Raw genomic sequence first — 26,363 nt, 5'->3', positions numbered from 1 at the left:
GCTGCGCGAGGCACACGTCCGCAGCCCCATGGCGGCCTGCGGCGCTGCCGTCGTAGCATCGAGCATGGCCAGATCATCACGCTCTGCCCGCTATCTCGACATCCACCCCGTCGATCCGCAGCCACGGCTCATCGACCAGGCCGTCGACGTGCTGAAGGCCGGTGGGCTGATCGCCTATCCGACGGATTCCTCCTACGCCCTGGGCTGCTCGCTGGGAGCGCACGAGGGGCTCGAGCGGATCCGCCGCATCCGCCAGGTCGGCAAGAATCACCACTTCACGCTGGTGTGCGCGGACTTCGCCCAGCTGGGCCAGTTCGTCATCGTCTCGAACCCGACGTTCCGGCTGGTCAAGAACGCGACCCCGGGCCCGTACACGTTCATCCTGCCGGCCACCAAGGAGGTGCCGCGGCGGATGGCGCACCCCAAGAAGCTCACCGTGGGGGTGCGCATCCCCGATCACCGCGTCGCCCATGCGCTGGTCCGTGCGCTCGGCGAGCCGATCGTCTCCTCGACGCTGCTGCTGCCCGGTCACGAGCAATCCCCCTCGGAGGGCTGGGTCGTGCAGGACCTGCTGGGCGATCAGCTCGACGTGATCATCGATTCCGGGGAGGTGGGCACCGAGCCCACCACGGTCGTCGACCTCTCCGGCGGCGACGTCGAGATCGCTCGGGAGGGCGCCGGGGACATCAGCCGCTTCTGACCTGGGCCGGTGGATGCACCCGCGGGTGCCCTCGGGTGCCAGGACCGGTATCAGCCACGACCGGCGGTCGCATCGGCCGACGGGCGGTTGCTGAGGACCCCCGAGAAGAGCAGGATGCCCAGCGCGTACACCGGCATCATCCACAGGGCGTAGCGCAAGGTGAGGGCGTCGGCGAGCGCCCCGACCAGCGGCGGCGTGACGAAGAAGCCCAACCGCGCGAACCACCCCACCACGGTGATGCCCACCCCGTGGGGCACGCCCGGCATGTCGTCGGCGGCCCGGTAGGCGGCGGGGAACAAGGTGGCGACGCCCCACCCGGCGGCGGCGAAACCGACCACCGCGGTGGCCGGGGTGGGCATCAGCAGAGCGACGCTCATGCCGCAGATCGAGACCAGGGCACCCAGCCGGGCGGCGAGCCGGTCCCCCAGCCGGTCGACGACGAAGTCGCCGGTGAAGCGGCCCACGGTCTGGGCTCCCTGCAGGGCGACGAAGGCCAGTCCGGCCACGAACGGGGTCGCCTCGAAGGTGGAGGTCATGAACAGCGCGCCCCACGTGTTGCCGGCGTCCTCGGTCGACCCCGCGAAGACCAGGATCATGCCCAGCGCCGCGACCAGACCCAGTGCGCGCAGGCTCATCCCCGCCAGGCGGAAGCCGGCCGGGACCGGTTCGGCGGGCACCTCCGCGGCGGAGCCGGCCGATGGCCCGGCCGCCGGACCCCCGCTCGGGGTGCGCTCGGTGCCGTCGTGCCCGGGCAGCATGAAGCGCAGCGACGCGGCGCCCAGGGCCCCGAACACGACGAGCCCGAGCACTCCCTGGAGCCACAGCGCGAGACCGATCTGGGCGCTGCCCGCGCCGAGGAGCCCTCCCGCGACGGCGCCCAGGGACCACCAGCCGTGGTAGCTGTTCATGATCGAGCGGCGGTAGCGGCGCTCGACGCGCATGCCGTGGGCGTTCATGGAGATGTCAGTGACGGCGTCGGCCGCCATCGCCAGGCCCAGCGACGCCGCCAACCAGAGCCACGAGCCGGACACGTAGACCGCCAGATGGGTGGTCGAGGCGATGACCTGGGCGATGACGCTGACCCGCGCGGAGCCGTAGCGGGACATCAGGCCGGCCACCGTCAGCCCCGCGATCAGGCCGCCGACGGGCCCGATGCCGACGGCGAGCCCGAAGGCGGTGTGGGACAGGCCGATGCTCTCGACCAGCTCGGGGTAGCGCGGCAGGATCGCGCAGAAGGACGCGCCGTTGAGGAAGAAGAGCAGGGAGACGGCCCAGCGGGCACGACGCACGGCGTCCGGCAGGGGGTCGGCGGCCGCGGTACGGGCCGGGGAGGGAACGTTCACGAGGACTCATTGTCCGGGAACCGGCGCGCGAAATCCATGCGAGTGCTCTCTGCGGACGCGGCCGGCGGACACTCCCGGTGGCCTGGGCTTCGTCGCGGATGCAGCTGCACGCCCTCGCGGATGCAGTCGTGCCCGGCCGCCGTGAGGCGCCGGGCACGAGGAACGTGGGGACTGGCCGGTTGCTGCGGCGAGCGCAGCAGCCCGCTCAGGTCAGGAAGCGGGGGACCAGTTCGAGGGAGGCGAACAGCGCGACCAGGCACATTCCGAGCCCGCCGAGGAACGTCCACATCGTGAACAGGCTCATGACGTAGAGACCGGCGGCGAAGAGGCCGAACAGGACCAGGAACAGGACCACGCTGAGGACGAGGCTGTTGCCGCTCGAGGCGACCTTCCCCTCCTGCTGATCGGCGGGGTCGGTGCCGATCGCGACCCGTTGGTTGCTCATGGTGCCTCTTCCTCCGCTTTCGCCTGGATCCTCCGGCGGCCCGAAGGCCCGCACGGTCAGGGTCCATCCTAGACCAGCGAGCGCTGCGGTGCTGCCGCCTCCCGGTGCTCGATGGCGGTGAGCAGGCTCTCGAACACGGCGCTGCCGTCGGCCCCGTCGATCTCGGGATGCCACTGCACCGCGAGCACGGTCGACCCGGAGGCGGCTTCGACGGCCATCGGCAGAGCGCTGGCATGGCGAGCGACGACCCGGAGGTCACCTCGGACGTCCCGGACGCCCTGATGGTGGTACGCGGTGACACCGGCACGGGTGCCCAGCGCGAGGGCGAGGTCGCTGGCCGCCTCGAGGGAGACCTCGACGCGGGTGGGGCTCACGCCCGTCGCCGGGTGCGCCGGGACGTCCTCGGGCAGGTGACGGTGCAGGGTGCCGCCCTCGGCGACGACGATGATCTGCAGTCCGCGGCAGATGCCGAGCACGGGGACGTCGGCCCGGCGGGCGGCGCGGTACAGAGCCGTCTCGAAGGCGTCGCGCTCCGGGTCCGGGGTCATGTCCGTGGGCAGTGCGTCCTCGCCCCAAGCGGCGGGATCGAGATCGGTGCCGCCGGTGAGGACGAGACCGTCGAGCTCGCCGACCTCCTCGTCGCTCCACTGGTCCTGCGGGGCGATGATGACGGGGCGGGCTCCGGCCTCGCGGAGGGCGCGCACGTAGTGCTCGGTGATCACCACGGCGTCATGGCCCGCCCAGGCGCCGGTCATCATGGCGCGGGTCCCTGCGGTCACGCCGATGAGCGGGCGACGGGTGGAGGTGCGCTGCGCCATGAGTTGTCCTTCCGCGGAGATCCGAGCCGCCCGAATCGGCGACGTCCACAGTTCACTCCCCGCGCGACGTGCGGGGCGAGCTGTGTGGCGGAATATGACGCACCGGGACCGAGCAGGCAGTCGCCCGGGGCGATGACACGGCTGTCCCGGGGCGACCACTCAGTAGGACGACTCAGTGGGGCGACCTCAGTGAGAGGAGTGCACTCTCTCGTGCTGCTCGATCGCGGTGCGGTAGAAGCCGCGCAGCTGCTCGGACAGCACCGGCCAGGTGCGCTTGTGCACCGCCTCCAGCGCCGCCTGCCCGAAGGCGAGCCGTTTCGTGTCGTCGAACAGCAGGTCGCCGGCATGCTGGCGCATCTCGTCGTGCATGCCCGGCGTGTACAGCCAGCCGGTGCGGCTGGGAGCGACCAGATCGACCGGGCCGCCGCGCCGCGGGGCGATCACGGGCAGGCCCGAGGCCATGGCCTCCTGGATGGTCTGTCCGAAGGTCTCGAGCTCGCCGGGGTGGATGAACAGATCGGCGCTGGCCAGGTGGGTGGCGAGGTCCGTGCCGGAGCGGAATCCGGCGAAGCGCGCGCGCGGCATGGCACGGCGCAGCGCGTCCTTGTCCGGGCCGTCTCCCACGATCAGCAGTCGCACCCCGGGCATGTCATGGATGACCTTGAGGTCACCGACCTGCTTCTCCGGGGCGAGCCGGCCGACGTAGACCACGAGCTTCTCGCCCGGATCCGCGTACTTCGCGCGCAGCTTCTCGCTGCGCAGCGAGGGCGAGAACAGCGAGGTGTCCACGCCCCGCCCCCACAGCTGGACGCGCTTGATGCCGTGCTCGACGAGCTGATCGCGGGTCGCCGTCGAGGGCGCGAGGTTCAGCGTGGCGCGGTTGTGCACGTCCTTGAGCAGCTGCCAGGTCGCGTTCTCGAGGAACGGCATCCCGTAGCGGGCCGTGTAGCCGGGGATGTCGGTCTGGTAGACCGCGACGGTCGGCACCCCTGCCTTGTGGGCGGCGATCACGGCGCGGCCGCCAAGGATGGTCGGTGAGGCGAGGTGGATGACGTCGGGCTGGAAATCATCGATGCGGCGTCGGATCGTGGCGGCGCTGGTGGTGGCCACGCGCACGTCGGCGTACCCCGGCAGCGGGGCCGACGCGATGCGCCGCACCCGGATCTTGCGCCCGCAGGCGGTGCGCAGGAACTTGTCGGCACGGGGCCACTGCGGGGCGATGATGGAGAGATCATCACCGGCGGCGGCGAAGTGGTCGACGACGCGGAGCACCGAATTGGTGACCCCGTTCATGTGCGGCAGGAAGGACTCGGCGACGAAGAGGATCCTCACACCGGAGATGATCCTCCTCGCCGCCGGATTCGGGCTCACGCCCGCGTGACGTGTCGTCGACGCCCAGGTGAACTTTTTCGTCGCCGGGAGCGATCAGGCGCGCTGCGAGGCGATCCGTGCTCCCTCGGCCAGCGACTCGAGCTTGGCCCACGCGATGTCGGGGTGGATGCGCCCGCCCAGGCCGCAGTCGGTCGAGGCGATGACGCGCTCGGGGCCGACGCGCTTCGCGTAGCGCTGGATGCGCTGGGCGACCAGCTCGGGATGCTCGACCACGTTGGTGGAGTGGGTGACCACTCCGGGCACGATGATCTTGTCCTCCGGCAGCGTCACGTCGTCCCAGACCACGTACTCGTGCTCGTGGCGGGCGTTGGCGCCCTCGAACGAGTAGTACGTGACGTCGATGTCCAGCATGAGCTTGACCAGATGCTTGAACTCGATGTCCGTGGTGTGGGGGCCGTGCCAGGAGCCCCAGCACAGATGGAAGCGCAGCTGCTCCGTGGGCAGCCCCTCGAGGGCGTGGTTGAGCGCCTCGACGCGCTTGCCGGTGAAGCGCAGGTAGTCCTCGATGCTCGGCTCGGGGTCGATCTGATCGAAGTTCTCGGCGATCGAGGGGTCGTCCACCTGCACGATCAGCCCGGCGTCGGTGATGGCCTTGTACTCCTCGTGCAGGGCGTCGGCCCATGCCTCGAGGAAGGCGTCCTCGGATCCGTAGTGGCGATCCTGGATGCGGGCGCCGGAGCCCGGGGAGAGCGAGGTCAGAAAGCCCCGCTCGATGCCCTGGGCCTTCAGCGCGCGGGAGAAGTTGGAGACGTCGGAGGCGATCTGCTCGTGGCCGGTGTAGGCCAGCTCGCCGGAGGCGACGGGGAAGGTCAGCGCGCCCTCCTTGGGGGTCGCCTTGTTCACCTCGGCGTCGCTCGCGTACACGTCCGGGAAGCGCTGGCGGTCCCGGCGGTTGCCGAACGAGGTCAGCGTGAGACCGTCGGCGTTCTCCGCGGTCGGCGGCTGGGAGACGAACGTGTCCTCCTCGACGATCTCCAGGCCGGCGGTGCGGTGGAAGATGTAGCTCCACCACGCGCCGTAGTTGAAGGTCGTGGTCATCGCCTTGCCGTACTCGCCGTCACCGGGAAGGGTGATCCCGATCTCCTGCTGGCGGGTGACGACGGAGTCGACGGCGGCCGCGAGCGCGGCATCGAACTCGGCCGAGGGCAGGGGCGTCAGACCGTCGGCGTCGAAGCGTCGGGCGGCGTTGGCCGCGAGCAGTTCCGGGGTGCGTGGCAGTGAACCGGCGGTGGTGGTGAGGATCTCTGTCATGGCATCGAGGTTATGGGCCCTCGATCGCGGCAGGAAACCTGGCCGTCACAGCGGTTCATATCGACGCGCTCCGAGGCCGACGGTCGTTCGCGGGGCCAGGTCAGTCGCGGGGCCAGGTCGGGACCAGGTTGCGATCCCCGTGGGCCTGGTCGATGCGTCGCACCGGCGGCCAGTACTTCGACTGGATCCGCATCTGGGCGCTGTCGTGGACCGAGAGATCCTCCGGAGCGGACCGGCTGCCGGGATAGACGGCCACCTCCCGCGAGTACGGGTGGCTCCACTCCCCCGTCGCGATGGAGGCCGCCGTGTGCGGGGCGCCCACCAGCGGGTTGTCATCCGCCGGCCAGCCGCCGGAGGCGACCTCGTCGGCCTCCTCGGCGATCATCAGCATCGCGTCGACGAAGCGATCGATCTCCGCGAGATCCTCGGATTCGGTGGGCTCGATCATGAACGTGCCGGCGACGGGGAACGACATGGTCGGGGCATGGAACCCGTAGTCGATGAGCCGCTTGGCGACGTCGTCGACGGTGATCCCGGTGCGCGCGGTCAGGGGCCGCAGGTCGACGATGCACTCGTGGGCGACCAGGCCGTTCTCCCCGGTGTAGAGGATCTCGTAGGCCTCCGAGAGGCGACGGGCCATGTAGTTGGCCGCCAGCACGGCCGCGGCGGTCGCGTGGCGCAGCCCCTCGGGACCCATGAGACGGATGTAGGTCCATGAGATCGGCAGGATCGAGGGGGAGCCGTAGGGCGCCTGGGAGACCGGGGGCCCCGCGTGGACCTGCGCATCCCGCCCGGCGACCGGGTGCTTCTCCTCCTGGATGGCGGGGTGGCCGGGCAGGAACGGAGCCAGGTGCGACTTCGCCGCCAGCGGGCCCACTCCCGGGCCGCCGCCGCCGTGGGGGATGCAGAACGTCTTGTGCAGGTTCAGATGGGAGACGTCGCCGCCGAACTCCCCGGGCCTGGCGACCTGCAGCAGGGCGTTGAGGTTGGCACCGTCGACGTAGACCTGTCCCCCGGCGTCGTGGACGAGCTGGCAGACGGTGCGCACCTCCTCCTCGTACACGCCGTGCGTGGAGGGGTAGGTGATCATGATGGCCGCGAGCTCGTCCCCGTGGTCCTTGAGCTTCTGCTTCAGGTCCTCGAGGTCGATGTTGCCGCGATCGTCGGAGCCGACCACGACCACCCGCAGTCCGGCATTGACCGCGGAGGCCGCGTTGGTGCCGTGCGCGGAGCTGGGGACCAGGCACACCTCGCGGCCGCTCTCCCCCCGGGAGGCGTGGTACGCGCGGATGGCCAGGAGTCCGGCGAACTCGCCCTGGGATCCGGCGTTGGGCTGGAGGGAGACAGTGTCGTACCCGGTCAGATCCGCCAGCCAGGTCTCCAGCTGCTCGATCAGGTCGAGGTAGCCCTCGACGTCCTCGCGGGGCGCGAAGGGGTGGAGGGCGTTGAAGCCGGCCCAGGTGACCCCGGCCATCTCGGTGGCGGCGTTGAGCTTCATGGTGCACGAGCCCAGCGGGATCATGCCCCGGTCCAGCGCGAAGTCCTTGTCCGCGAGGCGGCGGAGGTAGCGCATCATCGCGGTCTCGGAGTGGAACGAGGAGAAGACGGGGTGCTGCAGGAATCGGTCCTGGCGGGCCAGGGCGCCCCACCGCTGCCGTGCGCCGGGGCCGGCACCGGTCGCAGTCTCGCTGCCCGCGTCGGCGTCGAGCTCATCGTCGTCCCTCCCGAGCGCCGTGACGTCGCGCAGCTCCTGCCCCGGGGTCGGGGCATAGGGCGCGAAGGCGGCGGCGATCGCCTCCAGGTCGGCCGGCGTGACGGTCTCGTCCAGGGACAGGTGGACGACGTCGTCGCCGAGGGGGCGGACCAGGAACCCGGCCTCGGCCATCGAGGCGGCGATGTCGTGGGCGAGGCCCGTGGCGCGCACCTCGAGGGTGTCGAAGAACGAGTCGTTCTCGAGCTCGAAACCGCTGCGCACGAGGTGGTCGGCCAGCGCTGCGGTGCGCGCCGCGACGCGGCGACCGATGCGGGCGAGGCCGTCGGGCCCGTGGTACACGGCGTACATGGCGGCCATCACGGCCAGCAGCACCTGGGCGGTGGTGATCGAGCTGGTCGCCTTCTCGCGCCGGATGTGCTGTTCACGGGTCTGCAGGGAGAGCCGATAGGCGGGGTTGCCCTCGGCGTCGACGGAGACGCCCACCAGCCGGCCGGGCAGCTGGCGCTCGAGTCCCTTGCGCACGGCGACGAACCCGGCGTGGGGCCCGCCGAAGCCGAGCGGGATGCCGAAGCGCTGGGTGGTGCCGATGGTGACGTCCGCGCCCAGGGTGCCCGGGGAGGCCAGCTGGGTCAGCGCCAGCAGATCGGCCGCGACGACGGCGACGGCCTTGGTCTCCTTGATCGCGGCGATCGTCTCGCGCGGATCCCACACCCGGCCGGAGGCGCCCGGGTACTGGATGAGCGCCCCGAAGTACTCGCCGTCGGCCGGCTCGCCGTCGGGCATGTCGCCGGCGGCGAAGTCGACCTCGCGCAGCTCGATGCCGAGCCCGTCGGCGCGCCCGCGCAGCACCTCCTTCGTGGCAGGAAGGGTGTCGGCGTCGACGAGGAACACGTTGCCGTTGCGCTTGGCGGTGCGGCGGGCCAGCATCAGCGCCTCGGCGGCGGAGGTGGCTTCGTCCAGCGTGGAGGCGTTGGAGACCTCCATCCCGGTGAGATCGCAGATCATGGTCTGGAACGTCAGCAGCGCCTCGAGCCGTCCCTGGGAGATCTCCGGCTGGTACGGCGTGTAGGCGGTGTACCAGGCCGGGTTCTCCAGCACGTTGCGCTGGATGACGGCCGGGGTGTGGGTGCCGTGGTACCCCAGGCCGATCAACGAGCGGCGCACGGTGTTGCGATTGGCGAGTGCGCGCAGCTCGGCCAGCGCCGCCGTCTCGCTGATGCCCTCGGGCACCGCCGATCCGGCCTCCGCACCGTCTCCGGCCAGCAGGATGGTCCCGGGCACCGCAGCGGTGAGCATCTCGTCCAGGCTCTCGTAGCCCAGGGTCTCGAGCATGTGGCGCTGGGCCGCGGGGTCGGTGCCGACGTGACGGCGGACGAAGGACTCGTGGTCGTGGACGGGCGAAGCGGTCATGAGGTGGGTGCCCCTGGGGTGTTGCGTCGTGGGAGTGGTGCGTCGTCAGGCGATGTGCGCGGGACCGGCCGGGCTCGGAGCGGGGCCGCCGCGACGTATCAGGACTGTGTGAAGGCCTTGTAGTCCTCCGCGCTGAGCAGATCCTCCGGCAGCGACTCGAAGCGCGCGCGCAGCAGCCATCCCTGGTCGAACGGAGAGGAGTTGACCAGCTCCGGGGAGTCGACGACGTCCTGGTTGATCTCGGTGACGGTGCCGTCGAGCGGGGAGAGCAGGTCCGAGACGGACTTCGTGGACTCGATCTCGCCCATCTCGGATCCGGCGGAGAGTTCGGTGCCCGCTTCGGGCAGGTCGACGTAGACGACGTCGCCCAGCTGCTCGGCGGCGTAGTCCGTCACGCCGATGACGGCGATGCCGTCGGACTCGACGCGGACCCATTCGTGGTCCTTGCTGTAGCGGATCTCCTCGGTCATGGCGATGGTCCTTCCTGGGGCGGGGCTCGGGCGGATGGGGGTGCTGGGGTCAGCGGTGGGGCGGATCAGCGGCGGGAGTAGAAGGGCAGCTCGACGACGCGGACCGGGAGGGGCTTGCCGCGGACGTCGACGACGAGCTCGGTGCCGGCCTCGGTGAGGTCCGGCCGCACGAGCGCCATGGCGATCGGGTGACCGAGAGTCGGCGAGAGGGCTCCGGAGGTCACGGAGCCGACCTCGACTCCGTCGGCGGTGCGGACGCTGGAGCCGGCGCGGGCGGCGCGGCGACCCTCGGCGACCAGCCCCACCAGGACAGGACGGGACGAGACGTCGGTGTTCTCCACGCCCGCCCGGCCGACGAAGTCGTCCTTGGTCGACAGCGCGACCACGCGGCCCATGCCGGACTGGGCGGGATGCAGGTCGCGGCCCAGCTCGTGGCCGTACAGCGGCATCCCGGCCTCTAGACGCAGGGTGTCGCGGCAGGCGAGTCCGCACGGCGTGAGATCCTCGCCTCCGGCGACGGTGAGCTGCTCCCACAGTGGGGCGGCCAGATCGGCCGGGACGTACAGCTCGAAGCCGTCCTCCCCGGTGTATCCCGTGCGGGCGACCAGCAGCTGCCGGCCGCGGTAGGTGCCCTGGGCGACGCGGTAGTACTTCATCTCCGTGAGGTCTTCGGCGGTGATGCCCTCGATGCCCGTCTCGGCGCCGGCGAGGGCGCGCAGCAGGATCTCCTGGCTGCGGGGGCCCTGGACCGCGATCAGGGCGGTGCGGTCCGAGGCGTCCTCGACGCGGGCGTCGAATCCCTCGGCGCGGGCGGTGATCTCCTGGGCGTCGATCTCCGCGTTGGCCGCGTTGGCGACGACGAGGTAGTGCTCCTCGGCGAGGCGGTAGGTGATGACGTCGTCGATGACGCCGCCCTCCTCGGTCAGCAGCAGCGAGTACTTCGCCCGTCCCACGGAGATGGCGGACAACTTGCCTGCCAGGGCGTTGTCGAGGGCCTGCCCGGCCTGGGGGCCCTGGACGTGGATTTCCCCCATGTGGCTGAGGTCGAACAGTCCGGCACGCTCGCGGACAGCGGCGTGCTCGGCCAGGTCGGAGGCGTAGCGCACGGGCATCCGCCAGCCGGCGAAGTCCGTGAAGGTCGCGCCGAGGGACTCGTGGATCGCCTCCAGCGCGGTGCTGCGCAGGGCCTGCTCAACCATGGTGCTCCTTCTCGTTCTGTGCTCGCCACGGAGCGAGCGCCGCCCGTCCATCTCGCGGCACGGACCGGGCGCGCCGGCGGCCTGCCCCGGTGCGATGATCCGGCCGCCGCAGGCCTCACCCTACCGCCCGGCAGGGCGCGACGCGGCCGCTCGGTCCGGCGTCATGCGGCTGTGACCACGCAGTCCGCACCGTCGGCCGGTCACCGCGAGGCCGAGCGACCCGAAGGTGCCGAGCGCCCGGGGCCCAGCTTGTACCGTGGAGGCCGTGACAAAGGAAGGCACGACCGAGTGGCCGATACGGATCCGCAGCCAGCGTCTGGTGATCCGGCCGCCCGGTGATGGCGACCGCGACGCCATGATCCGCCTGATGACCGATCCCGTCACCCGGGAATACCTGGGCGGAGCCCTGGACTACGCCTCCCGCCAGGCGCTCGAGCTCTCCCCGCTGGGGCTGACCTGGGGACGCTGGGTGCTTGCCCGGGCGGAGGACGACACCATGATCGGGTCCATCACGCTGGACTACGACCGGGGCGAGCTGGAGCTCTCCTACGCGCTGCTGCCCGAGTGGACGGGACGGGGCTATGCCGCGGAATCCTGCGTGGCGCTGCTGGCCTGGGCCCGCGACGCGCTCGAGGACGACCACGTCATCGCCGTCAGCCAGACCCGCAACAAGCGCAGCGTGGCCCTGCTGCGCAAGCTCGGCTTCACCGTCCGCAAAGGGCTCGAGGAGTTCGGCACCCAGCAGCTGCTGCTCGAACGCTCGCTGGAGGATCCGCTGCCGGAGCAGACGCTGATGATCCAGTCGGAGTCCGATCCTCCGCCGCCCACACGGCGCTGAGCGGTTCTCGGTGGCGCCCGGGGGAGGTCAACCGCGGGCGACCGGGCAGCTCATGCACCGCGGACCGCCGCGACCGCGACCCAGCTCGTCGCCGGCGAACTCGAGCACTTCGATGCCCTGGGCGCGGAGGTAGTCGTTGGTCGCCGCCGCTCTCTCGTAGGCCACCACGCGCCCCGGGGCGAGGGCGAGCACGTTGCACCCGTCGTCCCACTGCTCGCGTGCAGCGGTGTAGGGGTCCAGCGGCGCGCTGAGCACTCGCAGTGCATCCACGCCGAGCCCGCGGGCGAGCACGGAATCCATCTCGTCGGCGGCACGCGAGCGCGAGATCAGACGGTCACCGGGCCGCTCGATCTCGAACGTCTCCAGCGGCCCCAGCGGCCCGTGGCGCAGCATCGAGTCGTGGTCGACAACGGTGGTGACCGTATCCAGGTGCATCATCGAGCGACGGTGCGGCAGGGCGATGGCGATCACGCGGTCCACGGTGCCGTCCTCGAGCAGGTCGCCCGCGAGCCGTTCGACGCCGACGGCGCTGGTGCGCTCCGAGAGTCCGAGCGCGACCACCCGCGGGGACAGCATCATCACGTCCCCGCCCTCGACGGTGGCTGCACCTGCGCCGCCGCTGCCGATGACGCGTCGCGGGCCGGATGCCCCGGCGAAGCGCGGATGGTGCCGATAGATCGCCTCCAGGTGCAGGCTCTCGCGGCGCCGTGCCGACCTCCGCATCGGGCTGACCGCGGCCACGTTCCCGATCCACGCCGAGGAGTCGCGCGTGAACAGATGGTTGGGCAGCGGATCGAGCACCAGGTGCTCCTCCCCCATCCGTTGCAGGGCGATGGACCGGGGAGTGACACCGAGTCCGCGCAGCTCGGCGACGGTGATCCCGGCGATCAGCACCTCCCCCAGAGCGGCCGACGGCATCTCGCCGAGCGCCTCGGTCAGGTCCTGGACGGCGATGTCTCCCAGCACCGTCGGATCCAGCGCCCGGTGCAGCAGGTCGCTGCGGACCTCAGGCACCTCGAGCAGGTCCCTCAAGAGATCGCTCAGCTCGAGGACCTCGACGCCCTCGCGGCGCAGCAGGGCGGAGAACTCACGGTGCTGGCTGCGGGCACGATCGCGCCACAGCACCTCGTCGAACAGGAACCGCTCGCGCGTGTCCGGGGTCAGCCGTTCGAGCTCGGCGCCGGGCTCGTGCAGGATCACCCGCCGCAGCGGCGAGATCTCGTCATGCACTCCGGCCTGGTCGTGCTTTCCGGTCTGTCGGGACGCAGCGTCCATGGGTTCTCCTGAGGGCGAGGGCAGGGACGGGGACGAGCCGCCAGTAAACACCCCGAGACGTGCCGGGCGCGGATCGATACGCTGGCGGTGTCCGCACGTCGTTCCCGCAGGAGGCCCCCATGACCACGCTGTCCATCCCGACCACGACCCTCGCCGACGGCTCGCCCTTCCCGCTGGTCGGCTTCGGGACCGCCGGCCTGCGGGGCGCCGACGGCTGCGAGTCCATCGCCGCGGCGATCCGCGCCGGGTACCGGCTGCTGGACACCGCCGCCCAGTACGGCAACGAGGCCGCGGTGGGCGAGGCCGTGCGGCGCAGCGGCGTCGATGCTGACGAGGTGCTGGTGACGACGAAGATCGCCGGCGGCGACCAGGGGCGCGAGGCGGCCCGCACCGGGTATCTAGAGTCGCTGCGGCGCCTGGGGCTCGAGCGCGCCGCCCTGGTGCTGATCCACTGGCCGAATCCCTCCCGCGGGCTCGCCCTGGAGACCTGGCGCACGCTGATCGATCTCAAGGAGGAGGGCAGGGCGCTGCACATCGGCGTCTCGAACTTCCGCCCCGAGCAGCTGCAGGAGCTGGTCGACGCCACCGGCGTATGGCCCGAGGTCAACCAGATCCAGCTCTCCCCCGCGCTCCAGCGCCGCGAGGCGGTCGCCTTCCATCGCGAGCACGGCATCGTCACCGAGGCCTGGGGACCGCTGGGCGGCCGCGACGGGCTGGGCGCGCAGTTCGCCCTGCGCAAGGTGGCCGACAAGCACGGCGTGACCACCTCCCAGGTCTCGCTGCGCTGGGCCGTGGACCAGGACATCGTGGTGATCCCGAAGTCCAGCGACCCGCAGCGCCAGCTCACCAACGCCACCCTCGACCAGATCACCCTCGACGACGAGGATCGCGAGCTCCTGGCGACGTTGGACCTGGGCGAGGAGGAAGCCTGGGACTCCCGCGAGCACGAGGAGTGGTGAGTCGGGAGGACCGGTTCTCACCCGGCGGTGAGCACCGCGAGATCGTCTTCCTGACCGGGTCGGGCCTCAGCGCCCGCACCGGCCTGGGCACGTTCCGCGGACCGGACGGCCTGTGGGCGCTGGAGCCGGAGACGGAGCAGGCGATGCACGCCGACCAGCTGCCGCGGTCCCTGCCGCTGCTGTGGAAGGTCTGGGGCAGGATGGGCCGGATCGCGCTCGAGCACGGGCCCACGCCCGGGCACCGCGCGATCGCACGTCTCGGTGCTCCCGTGATCACGCAGAACATCGACGGGCTGCACCAGGCCGCCGGCAGCGAGGTCGTCGCCGAGCTGCACGGCAGCGCGCTGCATGCCACCTGCATGGGGTCGGGATGCCCGTGGCGCGGCCGGGTCGAACCCGGCGACGGCGAGCGCCCCGAGGACCACGGGGTCCCCGCCCGCTGCCCCCTGTGCGGGTCGCCGACGCGGCCGGACGTGGTGCTGTTCGACGAGATGCTGCCGCAGGGCCCCCTCGATCTCGCGACGCGGCTTGCCCAGCGGGCGGACCTCTTCGTCGCCGTCGGCACCAGCGGTGTCGTGTTCCCGGCGGCGCAGCTGGCACCCACCGCCCGGTCGCACGGGGCCACGACGGTGCTGATCGACGTCGATCCGCCGCAGGACCCTGCGCTGAGGGCCGCCTTCGATCATGTCATCGCCGAGGACGCCCACGAGGTGCTGCCCGAGTGGGAGCGCGAGGTCAACGGCGTCGGCGGGACCTCGTTCCTCCGCCCCTTCTGAGGCGGGCCCGCCGGGCGATGAACGGCCGAGCGCCGGGAGCGTGTCGGTGTCTCGTCGGGTCGACTCAGATCCAGATCGCCGGGTCGACCTGCTCCTGGGGGTGGGCGGCACCGGTGCGCACCTGCGCGGGCACACCCACCGCGGTGGCCAGCGCCGGCACGTCCTTGACCACCACGGCGTTGGCACCGATCTGGGATCCCTGTCCGAGCACGACGGGGCCGATCACCCGCGCCCCGGCGCCGATGGTGACTCCGTCCTCGACGGTGGGGTGGCGTTTGACGGGCTCCATGGAACGGCCGCCGAGGGTGACGCCGTGGTACAGCATGACGTCGTCCCCGACCTCGGCGGTCTCGCCGATCACGACACCCATGCCGTGATCGATGAAGAAGCGCCGGCCGATGATGGCACCCGGGTGGATCTCCACGCCGGTGATCGACCGGGCGCCCTGGGCGATGACCCGCGCCGGCAGCGTCGCCCCGCGCTCCCACATCTGATGGGCGAGGCGGTAGGTCCAGATCGCATGCAGTCCCGGCGACGTCAGCAGCAGGGAGAGGTCATCGGTGGCGGCGGGATCGCGCCGGCGTGCCGCCGCGAGGTCCTCGCGGACCGTCGCGACGGCACCCATGGCGCGACCGACCAGGCCGCGGACGAGAGCCAAGCGATCAGTCCGCGTACTGGGAGAACAGCGGCGTGGAGAGGTACCGCTCGCCGAAGGAGGGCACGATCACGACGATGGTCTTGCCGGCGTACTCGTCGCGGGAGCCGACGCGCACGGCCGCCTCGATCGCGGCACCGGAGGAGATCCCGACCAGCAGGCCTTCCGAACGGGCGGTGGCGCGGGCGCGCTCCATCGCGGTCTCCGCGTCGATGTCGAGCACCTCGTCGTAGATCTCGCGGTCCAGGATGCTGGGCACGAAGTTCGCGCCGATGCCCTGGATCTTGTGCGGGCCGGGCTGGCCGCCGTTGAGGATCGCGGACTCCTCGGGCTCGACCGCGATCATCGTGACCTCGCTCTTGCGCTCCTTGAGCACCTGACCGACGCCGCTGATCGTGCCGCCGGTGCCGATGCCGGCGACGACCGCGTCCACCGAGCCCTCGGTGTCGTCCCAGATCTCCTCGGCCGTGGTGCGGCGGTGGATCTCGACGTTGGCCGGGTTGTCGAACTGCTTGACCTGGACGGCACCGGTCTCCTCGGCGACCTGCTCGGCCTTCTCGACCGCGCCCTTCATGCCCTTGGCGGCCTCGGTGAGGATCAGCTCGGCGCCGTAGGCGCGCAGCAGCATGCGGCGCTCGTTGGACATCGACTCCGGCATCGTGAGGATGACCTTGTAGCCGCGCGAGCTGCCGATCATGGCCAGGGCGATGCCCGTGTTGCCGCTGGTGGCCTCGACGATGGTGCCGCCGGGCTGCAGCTGGCCGGACTCCTCGGCGGCATCGATCATGGCGACGCCGATGCGGTCCTTGACGGAGTTGGCGGGGTTGTAGAACTCGAGCTTGGCGAGCACGGTGGCCTTGACGTCGTCGCCGAGGCGATTGAGCTTGACCAGCGGGGTACGGCCGACGAGTTCGGAGACGTTCTCGTAGACGGGCATGCTTCCTCCTGTGGACTGGATCTCCCGGAGCCCCAAAGGGGCACTTTCCCCGAGCATAACGGGAACTCGGAACGGCCGTGGCCGGATCCGTCCTTCGGCAGCACCCGCGCACTCCCGGGGGTCGGGTCACCCGCTCGAGCGGGTCCACAGGCTGCACAGCTCCCGCGGCTGAGCGCATAGGCTCGCGCCATGACGTACGAGCTCGACGCTTCCCTCCACGTGCCCGCCACCCCGGAGGAGGTCTACGCACTGCTCAGCGACATCACGCGCACCGGCGAATGGAGCGTCCAGACCGAGAAGGCCGAATGGAACTCCGAGGCCCGGGGCGTGGGCGCGACGTTCACCGGTCATAACCGCACGCCGGAGCGGACATGGCAGACCGTCTCCACGGTCGTCATCGACGAGCCCGGCCGGGAGTTCGCGTGGTCCGTGGGCCCGGCGGAGGTGATCTGGGGCTACCGCATGCAGCCGCAGGACGGCGGCACCGAGCTGATCCAGTACACCCGGTTCGGCGAGCGCGCCGAGAAGGTTTTCGCCGAGCGGCACGGCGAGGATGCCGCGAGGCAGATCGAGATCCGCCGGAAGGCAGCCCGTGCCGGCATGCCCGCCACCCTCGAGCGCATCGCCGCGATCCTGCGAAGTGAGTCGCCGGCCACGGAGCGCTGAGACGCGGCGGCGCACCCGGCGAGGAACCGGTCAGTACACCATGCCCATGACCTCGCGCACGCGCGCCAGGGTCTGCTCGGCGACCTCGTTCGCGCGTTCGTTGCCGGCGCGCAGCACCCCGAACAGGTACTCCGGGTCCTGTTCGATCTCGGCCCGGCGTGCGCGGATCGGGGCGAGGTGCTCGTTCAGCGCTTCGGCGGTCAGCACCTTCAGGGTGCCGGAGCCGGCGTCGCCGACCTCGGAGGCGATCTCCTCGGGCGTGCGCCCGGTGGCCTCCGAGGCGATCGTGAGCAGGTTGGCCACCTCGGGACGCCCCTCGGGGTCATAGGTGATCCGTCGCTCGGAGTCCGTCTTGGCCTTCTTGATCTTCTTCAGGGTCTCGTCCGGGCTCATCCGCAGCATCACGGTGTTGCCCAGCGACTTGCTCATCTTGGCCGCACCGTCGAGGCCCAGGATGGTGGGGGCGTCCGACAGCAGCGCGTCGGGCTCGGTGAAGACCTGCTCTCCGTCCGCGTAGCGCTCGTTGAAGCGCCGGGCGATGACACGGGTCTGCTCGATGTGGGGCAGCTGATCCTTGCCCACCGGGACCACGTTGCCGTGGCAGAAGAGGATGTCCGCGGCCTGATGGACCGGGTAGGTCAGCAGCAGCCCGCCCATCGCGGACTTCCCGGCCGCGGCGAGCTCGGCCTTGACGGTGGGATTGCGCTCCAGCTCCGGCTGGGTGACCAGCGAGAGGAACGGCAGCATCAGCTGGTTCAGCGCCGGCACGGCCGAGTGCGCGAAGAAGGTGGACTTCTCGGGGTCCAGGCCGACGGCGAGGTAGTCGGTCAGCAGCTCGCGCACCGAGCCGCGGATGTCACCGACGACATCGCGGTCGGTGATCACCTGGTAGTCGGCGACCAGCACCCAGGTCTCGATCCCGGCCTCCTGCAGGCGCACCCGGTTGCGCAGCGACCCGAAGTAATGGCCGATGTGCAGGGCGCCGGTGGGGCGGTCCCCCGTCAGCATGCGCAGCCCCGAGGGGTCGCTCTGGATCTGCTTCCAGATCTCGTCGCTGCGCTGGCGGGAGGAGTCGTAGCTGGTGCGGGAGGAGGTCGGTGCGGTCACCGCTCCATGCTAGCGGCCCCGTTCGGATCCGCCGTGGCCCCGCGGGTTGCCGCTGCGCCGCGCCCCGCCGCTCTGCAGGACGTTGCGCATTCTTGCACGTGCCGCTCGCGGATAAGATCTTCCGCATGCCCGCCACTGCCCCGGCCGATCCCGGGTTCGACGTCGTCGTCCTCGGGGCCGGTCTGAACTCCTTGAACCTGACCATCGCCTTCCATCAGCAGTACGGGATGCGCTGCACCACCGTGGTGCGCATCCCGGTGGCGATGAACGAGCACACCGTGACCACCGACCTCGAGGTGCTCGGCGCCGAGGCGAGCGATGAGGACATGCGCGATGCTCTGCTCGAGCTCGCCTCCCGGCGCGCTCCGGGGCGCCCGGCGCTGCTGCTGACCAACGCGGACTCCCTGATCGACTTCATCGACCGCTTCCGCGCCGACCTCGAGGAGCACTACCTCCTGGCGCAGGTCGACGCCGATCTGCTCGCGCGTCTGGCCGACAAGGCGGAGTTCGCCGAGATCTGTGAGCGGCTCGGCATCGGCACCGTGCCCACGGTGATCGTCGATTTCGCGCGGGCAGGCGAGAGCGACTGGAACGGCACCGATGAGCTGCCGTGGGCCTACCCGGTGGTCGGCAAGGCCGCCAATACTGCCGAGTACCACCACGTGCAGTTCCCCGGGAAGCGGAAGGTCTTCTTCCTCGAATCCGCCGAGCAGCAGCAGGATCTCGTGCGGCGGCTGCGCGAGTCGGGCTTCACCGGGAGATTCCTGTTCCAGGAGCTCATCGAGGGTGATGACACCGCACAGCGCTCGATCACCGCCTACCGCTCCAGCCGCGGCAAGGTCACCCTGCTCTGCGCCGCCCAGGTGCTGCTGGGCGAGCACACGCCCGATGCCCTGGGCCGGCCCGCCGCCATGGTCACCGGCGACTTCCCGTCCCTGACCGCCGCCGCGGAGAGGTTCCTCGACGCGGTGGACTACGTCGGCTTCGCGAACTTCGATGTGAAGGTCGACCCGCGCACCGGCCGCGAGTGCTTCTTCGAGATCAACCCGCGCATCGGCCGCAACAACTACTACGTCACCGCAGCCGGGGAATCCGTGGCCCGGCACGTCGTCGAGGATCGCGTCCACGGCCGGGACCTCGAGCAGGTCGTAGTCACCGACACCGTTGTGTACTCGATCCTGCCGGTGCGCCTGGTGCTGCGCTACCTGCGCGATCCCGCGCTGCGGGACCGGATCCGCCGCGTGGCGCGCACCTCCCTGCGCAACCCCTTCCGGTACGGTCCTGAAGGTCTGTGGATGCGCGCCTACTCCGTGCTCTCGGGCCTGAACTTCGTGCGCAAGTTCCGCGCCGTGTACCCGCGGCCCACCGACACCGGATTCTGATCCTGGGAAGGACCCCGCCCCGATGCCCGACACCCCCGCCCGTCCCTTCGCCGTCGATCCCGCACCCGGGATCGACCTGGTGCTACTGGGCGGTGACATCGGCATCTACGCGCTGGCCCGCGCCTTCCACGAGGAGTACGGGATCCGGGCCACCGTGGTGACCCGCAAGGTCGTGGGCCCCGTCGCGGATTCCTCCATCCTGGAGACCGTCGAGGTCGGGATGTCCGCGAGCGAGGACGAGCTGATCCGGGCCCTGCTCGAGGTCGGGTCCGGCAAGGCCTCCGGGCCGGCCGGGCACCGCCCGATCCTGCTGGCCAATGCCGACTTCCTGGTCTCGCTGCTGGCCGCCCACCGCGACCGCCTGAGCCAGTACTTCCATCTCCCCCTGCTCGCTGACGACGTGCTGGCCACGGTGGCCGACAAGGCGGCATTCAGCGAGGTCTGCGAGCAGATCGGGGTGCCCACGCCGCGCACCGCCGTGCTCGATTTCGCCGGCGGCTCCACCCCGGAGGTGCCCGAGCTCGATCTCGGCTGGCCCGTGGTCGCCAAGGCCTCCCGCTCCTCGGCGTACAACGCGGTCTCCTTCCCGGGCAAGCGCAAGGTCTTCGAGCTCCACGACCGCGCCCAGCTGCTCGACCTGGTCGGCCGGCTCAGCGCCGCCGGGTACACCGACCGCTTCGTGGTCCAGGAGATGATCCCGGGCGATGACACGTCCATGCTGTCGGTGACCGCGTACGTCGACACCCGCGGGAAGGTGACGCTGCTGGGCGGGGCGCAGGTGCTGCTGGAGGAACACACACCCATCGCCCAGGGGAACCCGGCGGCGATGTACACCACCGACCTGCCCGACGTGCTCGAGCAGTCCGTGCGCTTCCTCGAGCACACCGGCTACCGCGGCTATGCGAACTTCGATGTCAAGATCGATCCGCGCGATGGCATCGCCAAGTTCTTCGAGGTCAATCCCCGCATCGGTCGCAACAACTACTACATGACCGCGGCCGGCGCGAATGTCGCCGTGCCCGTCGTCGCCGATCTGGTCGAGGACCGCGAGGCGGAGCGGATGGTCCCGCAGCAGGAGATCCTCTACTCGATCGTGCCCTGGATGCTGCTGCGCCGGTACATCATCGATCCGGACCTGCGCGCGCGGGTGCGGGAGATCGGTCGGCGCTGCACCGTCCACCCGCTGTCCTACGGCCCGGAGGGCCCGCGGCGCCGCGCCTACGTCCTCGCCGCCCAGGCGAACCAGGTCAAGAAGTTCCTCCAGCACTACCCGCGACCGTCGGCCGACGGATTCTGAGCCGGACGCGCCCCGACGGCGGTGCGGGCAGAGTGGTCGGCTGAGCGGTCTGCCGAGCGGTAGACCGGGCCGCCGGCCGGTCGACAGCGCGACGGCACCTGCTTAGGCTGGCAGGCATGAGCGAGAACACCTTCACCGTGACCTCGAACGCGACCCCGGACGGCACCGAGGTGGCTCCCCAGCAGCTGGTGGAGAACCTCGGCGGGCAGAACCTCTCTCCCGACCTGACCTGGTCGGGCGCCCCTGAGGGCACCCGCTCGTTCGCGGTGACGCTGTTCGACCCGGACGCCCCCACCGGTTCCGGCTTCTGGCACTGGATCGCGTGGGACATCCCTGCCACCACGACCTCGCTGCCCCTCGGCGTCCCCCGCGAGGAGCCCTCCCTGCAGCAGGGCGTCAACGACTTCGGCAACCGCGGGTACGACGGCCCCGAGCCGCCGGCCGGACCGCCGCACCGCTACACCTTCACGGTCCACGCCCTGCCGGTCGAGACGCTGGGTGCGGACCCCGACGGTCCGCACATCGGGGCCCGGTTCGCGATCTTCAGCCAGCAGCTGGCCTCCACCTCGCTCACCGCGCATTACCAGGTTACGAACTGACGCACCAGGGGGAAACACTCCGCGACGGCTCGGGCGTGCCCCGTCGTGGTCGAAGATCGCCGCCCGTAGGCTCGAACCATGAGGTCGAGGACATCCCACGGTGAGTGGACGAGGCAGATATCAGACCGGAGTCTGACCCCGTTCATCCGCTCGACGGACGACGGAGACGCCTCCGAGTGCGAAGGTCGAGGGGTGAACGTGATCCAGATGCGCCCCGCCGACCGGGCGGCCACCGCCCGGACCGCCGCCGAGCGGACCGGGGGCGAGCGCCGCGGCGGGGAGCGTGCCGGCGGTGAACGCACCGGCGGCGAGCAGCGACCGCTGCGGGTGCTGCTGACCACCGACTGGTGGGAGCCGGTCGTCAACGGCGTCGTCGCCTCCGTCGCCACTCTGCGCCGGGAACTGATCGCGCTGGGCTGCGACGTCCGCGTCCTCACCCTCTCCCAGGGGATCCGCACCCGCAGCGAACCCGGCGTCTACCGCATCGGCTCGGTCTCCGCGGCCATGTTCTACGACCGGGCGCGGATCGGCATGCCGGCCAGCCGTCGAGTCCTGCGGGACATCCTGCGCTGGCGGCCGGATGTGATCCATTCCCACTGCGAGTTCTCCACCCATGTGTGGGCCCGCCGGATCGCCCGCACCCTCTCGGTGCCGCTGATCCACACGTACCACACCATCTACGAGGACTACACGCACTACTACTCCCCCAGCCGCACCGTCGGCCGCAAGGTGGTCGCGACCTTCTCGCGGCGCGTGCTCTCGGGCACCGACGCCGTCGTCGTCCCCACCGCCAAGGTCGCCGCGCTGCTGAGCGGGTACGGGGTGCGCCGGCCGGTCCACGTCGTCCCCACGGGGCTGGATCTGGAGCGTTTCCGACCGGCCGCCTCCGAGGCCGAGCGGGCCGACACCGCCGCCCTGCGCTCGCGGCTGGGCATCGGCGCGGACCAGAAGGTGCTGGTCTCGGTGTGCCGCCTGGCCAAGGAGAAGAACCTCGACGAGGTTCTGGACATGGTCGCGGCCGCCGGTCGCAGCGACGTGGTCCTGGTGCTGGTGGGCGAGGGCCCCTATCGCGAGGAGCTCGAGGAGCGCGCGCGGCAGCTGGGCATCGCCGATCGCGTCGTGTTCACGGGCGTGGTCGAGCCCGCCGAGGTCCAGCGCTGGTACCGCGTCGGCGACGTGTTCGTCAGCGCCTCCCTGAGCGAGACCCAGGGCCTGACCTTCATCGAAGCCCTCGCCAGCGGCCTGCCACTCCTGTGCCACCGGGACCCGTCGCTGGCCAGCGTGGTCCTCGACGGCCGCACCGGCCACCAGTACGAGACCGCGGCGGAGTTCACCCAGCATCTCTCGGCGCTGCTGGATGACCCGCGCACGCGCCGCGAGATGGCTGCGGCCGCGGTCGAGCACGCCGCGGCCACCTTCGGGGCCCGCCGGTTCGGCCGCTCCGTGCTCGAGGTGTACCAGCAGACGCTGCTGCGTCACTCCCCGCGCGTCATCACCCGGATGGCGGCCGTGGCATGAGCACCGCGATCCAGTCCGCACCCACCGCCGTGGCCGTCCCCGGCGGGATCTCGCGCGCCGAGCGCTCGACGCTGGAGCTCGCCGGGGAGCCCGGGACCGTCGCGCCACCGCGCATCGAGGACCACGGGGAGCTCGGATCGCTCGGAGACCTCGGAGCCGGCCCCGCCGTCCCGGCCCGTCGGGACCCCGTGCGGATCGCCGCCCGCCTCTCCCCGCTGCTGGGACTCGGGCTCAGCATCGGCTTGATCTGGTGGGGCCTGCAGACGGGCGTGCTGCAGTCACTGGCGAACCTCCAGAGCTTCATCGACTCCCTCGGAGCCTGGGGACCGGTCGCCTTCCTGATCGTCTCCGCCGCCTCGGTGGTGTTCCCGATCGTGCCCGGTGGCCTCCTGGTCATCGCCGGCCCGGTCCTGTTCGGCCCCGTCGAAGGCACCCTGCTGAACTACATCGCCGTGTGCACCGGGTCGCTCCTGAACTTCCTGATCGCCCGGCACGTCGGCCTCGCGCTCATCGAACGGATCTTCCGCCCGCGGACGGTCGAGAAATTCCTGGGCTGGACGCGCAACGCCCACTTCACCCGCGCCTTCGGCCTCGCGATCGCGCTGCCGATCGCGCCGGACGATCTGCTGTGCTATATCGCCGGGACCACCCGGATGCGGTGGCGCACGTACGCGGCGATCATCCTGCTGTGCAAACCGTGGGCCCTGATCGCGTACGGGCTCGGCGTCAGCGCCATCCTGCTCCGCGTCCTGCCCTGGTGAACGGAGGAGAGTCATGCTCATGAGGACCCGCGCCGTCAGGCGCCCCCGCCGGCCCTGGGACCCGGCCGTGCACTGGCTGGACCATGTCGTCCACACTCTCCTGCCCGGGCGGCACCCGCGCCGCAACGTGCGCACCCACGAGCCGCTGCGCGTGCTCATGCCGCACGGCATGGCCGGGCTCGCCCGCGAATCCGGGATCGGAGCGGCGATCCGGCATCAGGAGTCCGTGGTGCGCGCGCTCGGGCACAAGGTGGTCACCAATCCGCTGCTCCCCTTCGATGTCGTCCACCTCAACACCCCCTTCCCGGACACCCCGCTCCTCGCACGCTGGGCCCGTCTGTGGCGCCGGCCCGTGCTGGTGTGGGCGCACTCGACGGAGAACGACTTCCGCGATTCCTTCCCCGGCTCCAACCAGCTCGCGCCGCTGTTCCGGCGGTGGATCTCGCACCTGTACCGCCTCGGGGATGCCGTGGTCACGCCCAGCGAGTACTCCCGGGAGCTGGTCTCGGACCCGAAGTACGGCATCACCAGCAGCATCCATGTGCTCTCCAACGGCGTGGACACCACGTTCTTCCGTCCGGATCCCGAGGCGCGGCCGCGGCTGCGCGAGTCCCTCGGCATCGCCCCGGATGCGAAGGTGGTCATCAGTGTCGGCATGCAGCTGGTGCGCAAGGGGATCCTCGACTGGGTCGAGGTGGCCCGGCGGATGCCCGAGGTCACCTTCGTCTGGTACGGCCGCACGGACGAGCGCCTGCTGACGGCCGACGTCGAGCGCGCTCTGGCCACTGCGCCGTCGAACGCCCTGTTCCCCGGCTACCTCCGCCCCGACAAGCTGCGTGAGGCCTACTGCGGCGCGGACGTGTTCTGCTTCCTGACGAAGGAGGAGACCGAGGGGATCGTGCTGTGGGAGGCACTGGCCTGCGGAGTTCCCGCCCTGGTGCGGGCCATCCCGCTGTACCGGGACCGGATGCCCGACGGGGTGCTGACCCACCAGGTCGCCGGCGACGGCCCCGAGTTCCCGGCCGAGGTCGCGCGCAAGCTCACCGATCTGCTGGAGGGGCGGCTCGAGGACCTCACCGAGGCCGGGCGGCTCGCCGCCGAGGACGTCGATCTGCGCTCGGTGGCCCGCCGGCTCGAGGAGATCTACCGGCTGACGGGCGTGCAGCCCCATCGCCGCTCGCGCGGTCTCACTGCCGACGCGAGGGACGCCACAGTACGAGCGCGCCTCCGCCGCGCCGCTGGGGCCTCTCGCCCCGGCGCAGCGCGCTGATCTCCCCGTCGCGGTCGGCCGAGAACACCCGCCGCTGCGCGGGGGTCATCGCGTCGAGAGTCTCCTGGACGCTCTCGAGCTGGTCGGCGAGGTCGTTGACCTCGTCCTGCAGCTCCATGATCCGTTTGATCCCGGCGAGGTTGATGCCCTGGTCCTGGGAGAGGCGCTGGATCTCGCGCAGCTTCGCGACGTCGCGCGCACTGTAGCGCCGGCCCCGCCCGCGGGTGCGCTGCGGGGAGACCAGGCCCAGCCGGTCGTACTGGCGCAGCGTCTGCGGGTGCATCCCGGACAGCTCCGCGGCCACGGAGATCACGAACACGGGTGCGCGCTCGTCGATGCGGTGCGGGCCGGCCATCGGGGATGCTCCTTCCTGCGCCAGTTCCTACGCGCGATGCCTACGTCGGGTGAGGTCTGCTCCGTCCTACTCTGCCAGGCCGGGGCCCGCCGTCGGCGGCAGCCGGCGCACGAGGACTCGGTGGCGAGAGGCCGCGCCGGCGGAGCGGCGAGGCCGCCCCGCCGGAGAGGGTGTCAGCGGGCGGCGGCCTCCGCCAGTCCTGCCCGCGGGTCCTCGTCGGCCAGCGCCTCGCGCAGATCCTCGACGGCCCGCTTGGCCTTGCCCTCGACGTGGGTGGGCACCGCGACCTGCACGGTGACCAACAGATCACCCGTGGTCTTCTTCGTGGTGATGCCCTTGCCGCGCACCCGCAGGGTGCGGCCCGACGGGGTGCCCGGCGGCACCTTGACGCTCACGGAGCCGCCGTCGAGCAGCGGCACCGACAGCGTGGTGCCCAGGACCGCCTCGTCGAAGGAGATCGGGACGGTCAGGCGCAGGTTCGCGCCGTCACTGCTCCAGACGGGATGCTCCTCGACATCGAGGGTCAGCAGCAGGTCGCCCGCCGGCGCCGATCCGGGACCAGGCCGCCCCTTGCCGCGCAGCCGGATCTTCTGCCCGTCGTGCACGCCGGCCGGGATGCGCGCGGTCACGGTGCGTCCCTCGACGTTCAGGCGGATCTCGGTCCCCAGCGCGGCGTCGCGGAAGTCGATGCGGGTGCGGGCGGAGATATCGGAGCCCTTCGGCGGGGCGCCGCCTGGTCCACCGGCGCCGCCGAAACCACCCGTGGCGCCGAATCCGGCCGGACCGCTGCTGTAGCCACCGCCGGCCTGCCCGCCGAACATGCGCAGGATGTCCTCGAGATCCGGCTCTGCCGCGCCGCCCCGGGCGCCGCGTGCCCCGGCGCCGGAGAAGCCGCCGCCCTGGCCGCCGAACATGGAGGAGAAGACGTCCTCGAAGCCTGCACCGCCGGGGCCGCCCTGGCCCGCGGAGAATCGGGCGCCGCCGGAACCCATGGCATGGATCGCGTCGTACTGCTGACGCTGCTCGGGATCGTTGAGCACCGAGTAGGCCTCACCGACCTCCTTGAACTTCTCCTCGGCCGTGGGGTCGTCGGGATGACGGTCGGGGTGGAACTTCTTGGCCTTGGCCCGATAGGCCTTCTTGATCTCCTGCGCGCTCGCGTCCTTCGAGACGCCGAGGACCGCGTAGAAGTCCTTGTCGAGCCAGTCCTGTCCGGACATGTGCGT

The 26,363-nt window shown here is 71.2% G+C and carries 25 protein-coding genes; 11 read left to right on the top strand and 14 right to left on the bottom strand.

Features of this window, described 5'->3' with window-relative positions:
* The first annotated feature begins 64 nt into the window (after window positions 1–64).
* A complete protein-coding gene (locus AC5020_RS10220; protein ID WP_377794282.1) occupies window positions 65–700 on the top strand; it encodes an L-threonylcarbamoyladenylate synthase in 636 nt (211 codons plus the stop codon).
* Window positions 701–750: 50 nt separating this feature from the next.
* Here AC5020_RS10220 and AC5020_RS10215 read toward each other — a convergent pair whose 3' ends face one another.
* From AC5020_RS10215 to gcvT, 8 genes are all read right to left on the bottom strand, one after another.
* Window positions 751–2,043 carry an MFS transporter gene (locus AC5020_RS10215; protein WP_464988202.1) on the bottom strand — a complete coding sequence of 431 codons (1,293 nt, stop codon included), beginning with the start codon at window positions 2,041–2,043 and terminating at the stop codon, window positions 751–753.
* A gap of 205 nt (window positions 2,044–2,248) precedes the next feature.
* Entirely contained in the window at window positions 2,249–2,488 is a 240-nt protein-coding gene (locus tag AC5020_RS10210) for a hypothetical protein (RefSeq protein ID WP_377019177.1), read from the bottom strand.
* A 68-nt stretch (window positions 2,489–2,556) separates the two neighbouring features.
* Window positions 2,557–3,306 carry a gamma-glutamyl-gamma-aminobutyrate hydrolase family protein gene (locus tag AC5020_RS10205; protein ID WP_464988201.1) on the bottom strand — a complete coding sequence of 250 codons (750 nt, stop codon included), beginning with the start codon at window positions 3,304–3,306 and terminating at the stop codon, window positions 2,557–2,559.
* A 186-nt stretch (window positions 3,307–3,492) separates the two neighbouring features.
* A complete protein-coding gene (locus tag AC5020_RS10200; protein WP_377794285.1) occupies window positions 3,493–4,638 on the bottom strand; it encodes a glycosyltransferase family 4 protein in 1,146 nt (381 codons plus the stop codon).
* 93 nt (window positions 4,639–4,731) lie between these two features.
* Complete coding sequence (locus AC5020_RS10195; protein WP_377019174.1) at window positions 4,732–5,949, bottom strand: cobalamin-independent methionine synthase II family protein; 1,218 nt, start codon at window positions 5,947–5,949, stop codon at window positions 4,732–4,734.
* Between the two features lie 100 nt (window positions 5,950–6,049).
* The gene (gene gcvP, locus AC5020_RS10190; RefSeq protein WP_464988200.1) at window positions 6,050–9,073 is read right to left on the bottom strand and encodes an aminomethyl-transferring glycine dehydrogenase; all 3,024 of its coding nucleotides are present in this window, start codon (window positions 9,071–9,073) and stop codon (window positions 6,050–6,052) included.
* A gap of 98 nt (window positions 9,074–9,171) precedes the next feature.
* On the bottom strand, window positions 9,172–9,543 hold the full coding sequence (gene gcvH / locus AC5020_RS10185; RefSeq protein WP_377019171.1) for a glycine cleavage system protein GcvH: 372 nt from the start codon (window positions 9,541–9,543) through the stop codon (window positions 9,172–9,174).
* Window positions 9,544–9,608: 65 nt separating this feature from the next.
* Complete coding sequence (gene gcvT, locus AC5020_RS10180) at window positions 9,609–10,742, bottom strand: glycine cleavage system aminomethyltransferase GcvT (RefSeq protein ID WP_464988199.1); 1,134 nt, start codon at window positions 10,740–10,742, stop codon at window positions 9,609–9,611.
* A 265-nt stretch (window positions 10,743–11,007) separates the two neighbouring features.
* Here gcvT and AC5020_RS10175 point away from each other — a divergent pair, with 265 nt between their 5' ends.
* The gene (locus AC5020_RS10175) at window positions 11,008–11,580 is read left to right on the top strand and encodes a GNAT family N-acetyltransferase (RefSeq protein ID WP_464988198.1); all 573 of its coding nucleotides are present in this window, start codon (window positions 11,008–11,010) and stop codon (window positions 11,578–11,580) included.
* Window positions 11,581–11,607: 27 nt separating this feature from the next.
* Here AC5020_RS10175 and AC5020_RS10170 read toward each other — a convergent pair whose 3' ends face one another.
* The gene (locus tag AC5020_RS10170) at window positions 11,608–12,855 is read right to left on the bottom strand and encodes an arginine deiminase (protein ID WP_464988197.1); all 1,248 of its coding nucleotides are present in this window, start codon (window positions 12,853–12,855) and stop codon (window positions 11,608–11,610) included.
* A gap of 119 nt (window positions 12,856–12,974) precedes the next feature.
* On the opposite strand from AC5020_RS10170, the gene AC5020_RS10165 reads away from it, so the two are divergent.
* Complete coding sequence (locus AC5020_RS10165) at window positions 12,975–13,814, top strand: aldo/keto reductase (RefSeq protein WP_377019166.1); 840 nt, start codon at window positions 12,975–12,977, stop codon at window positions 13,812–13,814.
* A complete protein-coding gene (locus tag AC5020_RS10160) occupies window positions 13,811–14,590 on the top strand; it encodes an SIR2 family NAD-dependent protein deacylase (RefSeq protein WP_377019165.1) in 780 nt (259 codons plus the stop codon). The genes AC5020_RS10165 and AC5020_RS10160 overlap by 4 nt, the downstream gene beginning before the upstream one ends.
* Window positions 14,591–14,654: 64 nt before the next feature.
* Here AC5020_RS10160 and epsC read toward each other — a convergent pair whose 3' ends face one another.
* Window positions 14,655–15,215, bottom strand: a complete 561-nt coding sequence (gene epsC, locus AC5020_RS10155) for a serine O-acetyltransferase EpsC (RefSeq protein ID WP_464988220.1) — start codon at window positions 15,213–15,215, stop codon at window positions 14,655–14,657.
* A 37-nt stretch (window positions 15,216–15,252) separates the two neighbouring features.
* A complete protein-coding gene (cysK, locus tag AC5020_RS10150) occupies window positions 15,253–16,182 on the bottom strand; it encodes a cysteine synthase A (RefSeq protein WP_377019163.1) in 930 nt (309 codons plus the stop codon).
* Between the two features lie 189 nt (window positions 16,183–16,371).
* Here cysK and AC5020_RS10145 point away from each other — a divergent pair, with 189 nt between their 5' ends.
* Window positions 16,372–16,848 carry an SRPBCC family protein gene (locus tag AC5020_RS10145; RefSeq protein ID WP_377794291.1) on the top strand — a complete coding sequence of 159 codons (477 nt, stop codon included), beginning with the start codon at window positions 16,372–16,374 and terminating at the stop codon, window positions 16,846–16,848.
* Window positions 16,849–16,878: 30 nt separating this feature from the next.
* Here the strand turns inward: AC5020_RS10145 and trpS are convergent, their stop codons facing one another.
* Window positions 16,879–17,955, bottom strand: a complete 1,077-nt coding sequence (gene trpS, locus AC5020_RS10140) for a tryptophan--tRNA ligase (RefSeq protein WP_464988196.1) — start codon at window positions 17,953–17,955, stop codon at window positions 16,879–16,881.
* A gap of 125 nt (window positions 17,956–18,080) precedes the next feature.
* Here trpS and AC5020_RS10135 point away from each other — a divergent pair, with 125 nt between their 5' ends.
* From AC5020_RS10135 to AC5020_RS10110, 6 genes are all read left to right on the top strand, one after another.
* Window positions 18,081–19,337: a carboxylate--amine ligase gene (locus AC5020_RS10135; RefSeq protein ID WP_377019160.1), complete on the top strand. Its 1,257-nt coding sequence runs from the start codon at window positions 18,081–18,083 to the stop codon at window positions 19,335–19,337.
* Window positions 19,338–19,359: 22 nt separating this feature from the next.
* Window positions 19,360–20,634 (top strand): carboxylate--amine ligase, encoded by a 1,275-nt coding sequence (locus AC5020_RS10130; protein WP_464988195.1) that lies wholly within the window; start codon window positions 19,360–19,362, stop codon window positions 20,632–20,634.
* Window positions 20,635–20,750: 116 nt separating this feature from the next.
* Window positions 20,751–21,233, top strand: a complete 483-nt coding sequence (locus tag AC5020_RS10125) for a YbhB/YbcL family Raf kinase inhibitor-like protein (protein ID WP_377019158.1) — start codon at window positions 20,751–20,753, stop codon at window positions 21,231–21,233.
* A gap of 192 nt (window positions 21,234–21,425) precedes the next feature.
* A complete protein-coding gene (locus AC5020_RS10120; RefSeq protein WP_464988194.1) occupies window positions 21,426–22,751 on the top strand; it encodes a glycosyltransferase in 1,326 nt (441 codons plus the stop codon).
* The gene (locus tag AC5020_RS10115; protein WP_464988193.1) at window positions 22,748–23,512 is read left to right on the top strand and encodes a TVP38/TMEM64 family protein; all 765 of its coding nucleotides are present in this window, start codon (window positions 22,748–22,750) and stop codon (window positions 23,510–23,512) included. The genes AC5020_RS10120 and AC5020_RS10115 overlap by 4 nt, the downstream gene beginning before the upstream one ends.
* 19 nt (window positions 23,513–23,531) lie before the next feature.
* Window positions 23,532–24,782 (top strand): glycosyltransferase, encoded by a 1,251-nt coding sequence (locus tag AC5020_RS10110; RefSeq protein ID WP_377019154.1) that lies wholly within the window; start codon window positions 23,532–23,534, stop codon window positions 24,780–24,782.
* Here the strand turns inward: AC5020_RS10110 and AC5020_RS10105 are convergent.
* Both AC5020_RS10105 and AC5020_RS10100 read right to left on the bottom strand, forming a co-directional pair.
* On the bottom strand, window positions 24,700–25,137 hold the full coding sequence (locus AC5020_RS10105; RefSeq protein WP_377019153.1) for a heat shock protein transcriptional repressor HspR: 438 nt from the start codon (window positions 25,135–25,137) through the stop codon (window positions 24,700–24,702). The two genes, AC5020_RS10110 and AC5020_RS10105, sit on opposite strands and share 83 nt — an antisense overlap.
* A 173-nt stretch (window positions 25,138–25,310) precedes the next feature.
* Entirely contained in the window at window positions 25,311–26,357 is a 1,047-nt protein-coding gene (locus tag AC5020_RS10100; RefSeq protein ID WP_464988192.1) for a DnaJ C-terminal domain-containing protein, read from the bottom strand.
* Between the last annotated feature and the right edge of the window lie 6 nt (window positions 26,358–26,363).

This window comes from Brachybacterium sp. SYSU DS0246 (genome assembly GCF_059391765.1).
Note: the sequence above shows the minus strand (reverse complement) of the source record. Positions and strands in the feature narration are given on the sequence as shown.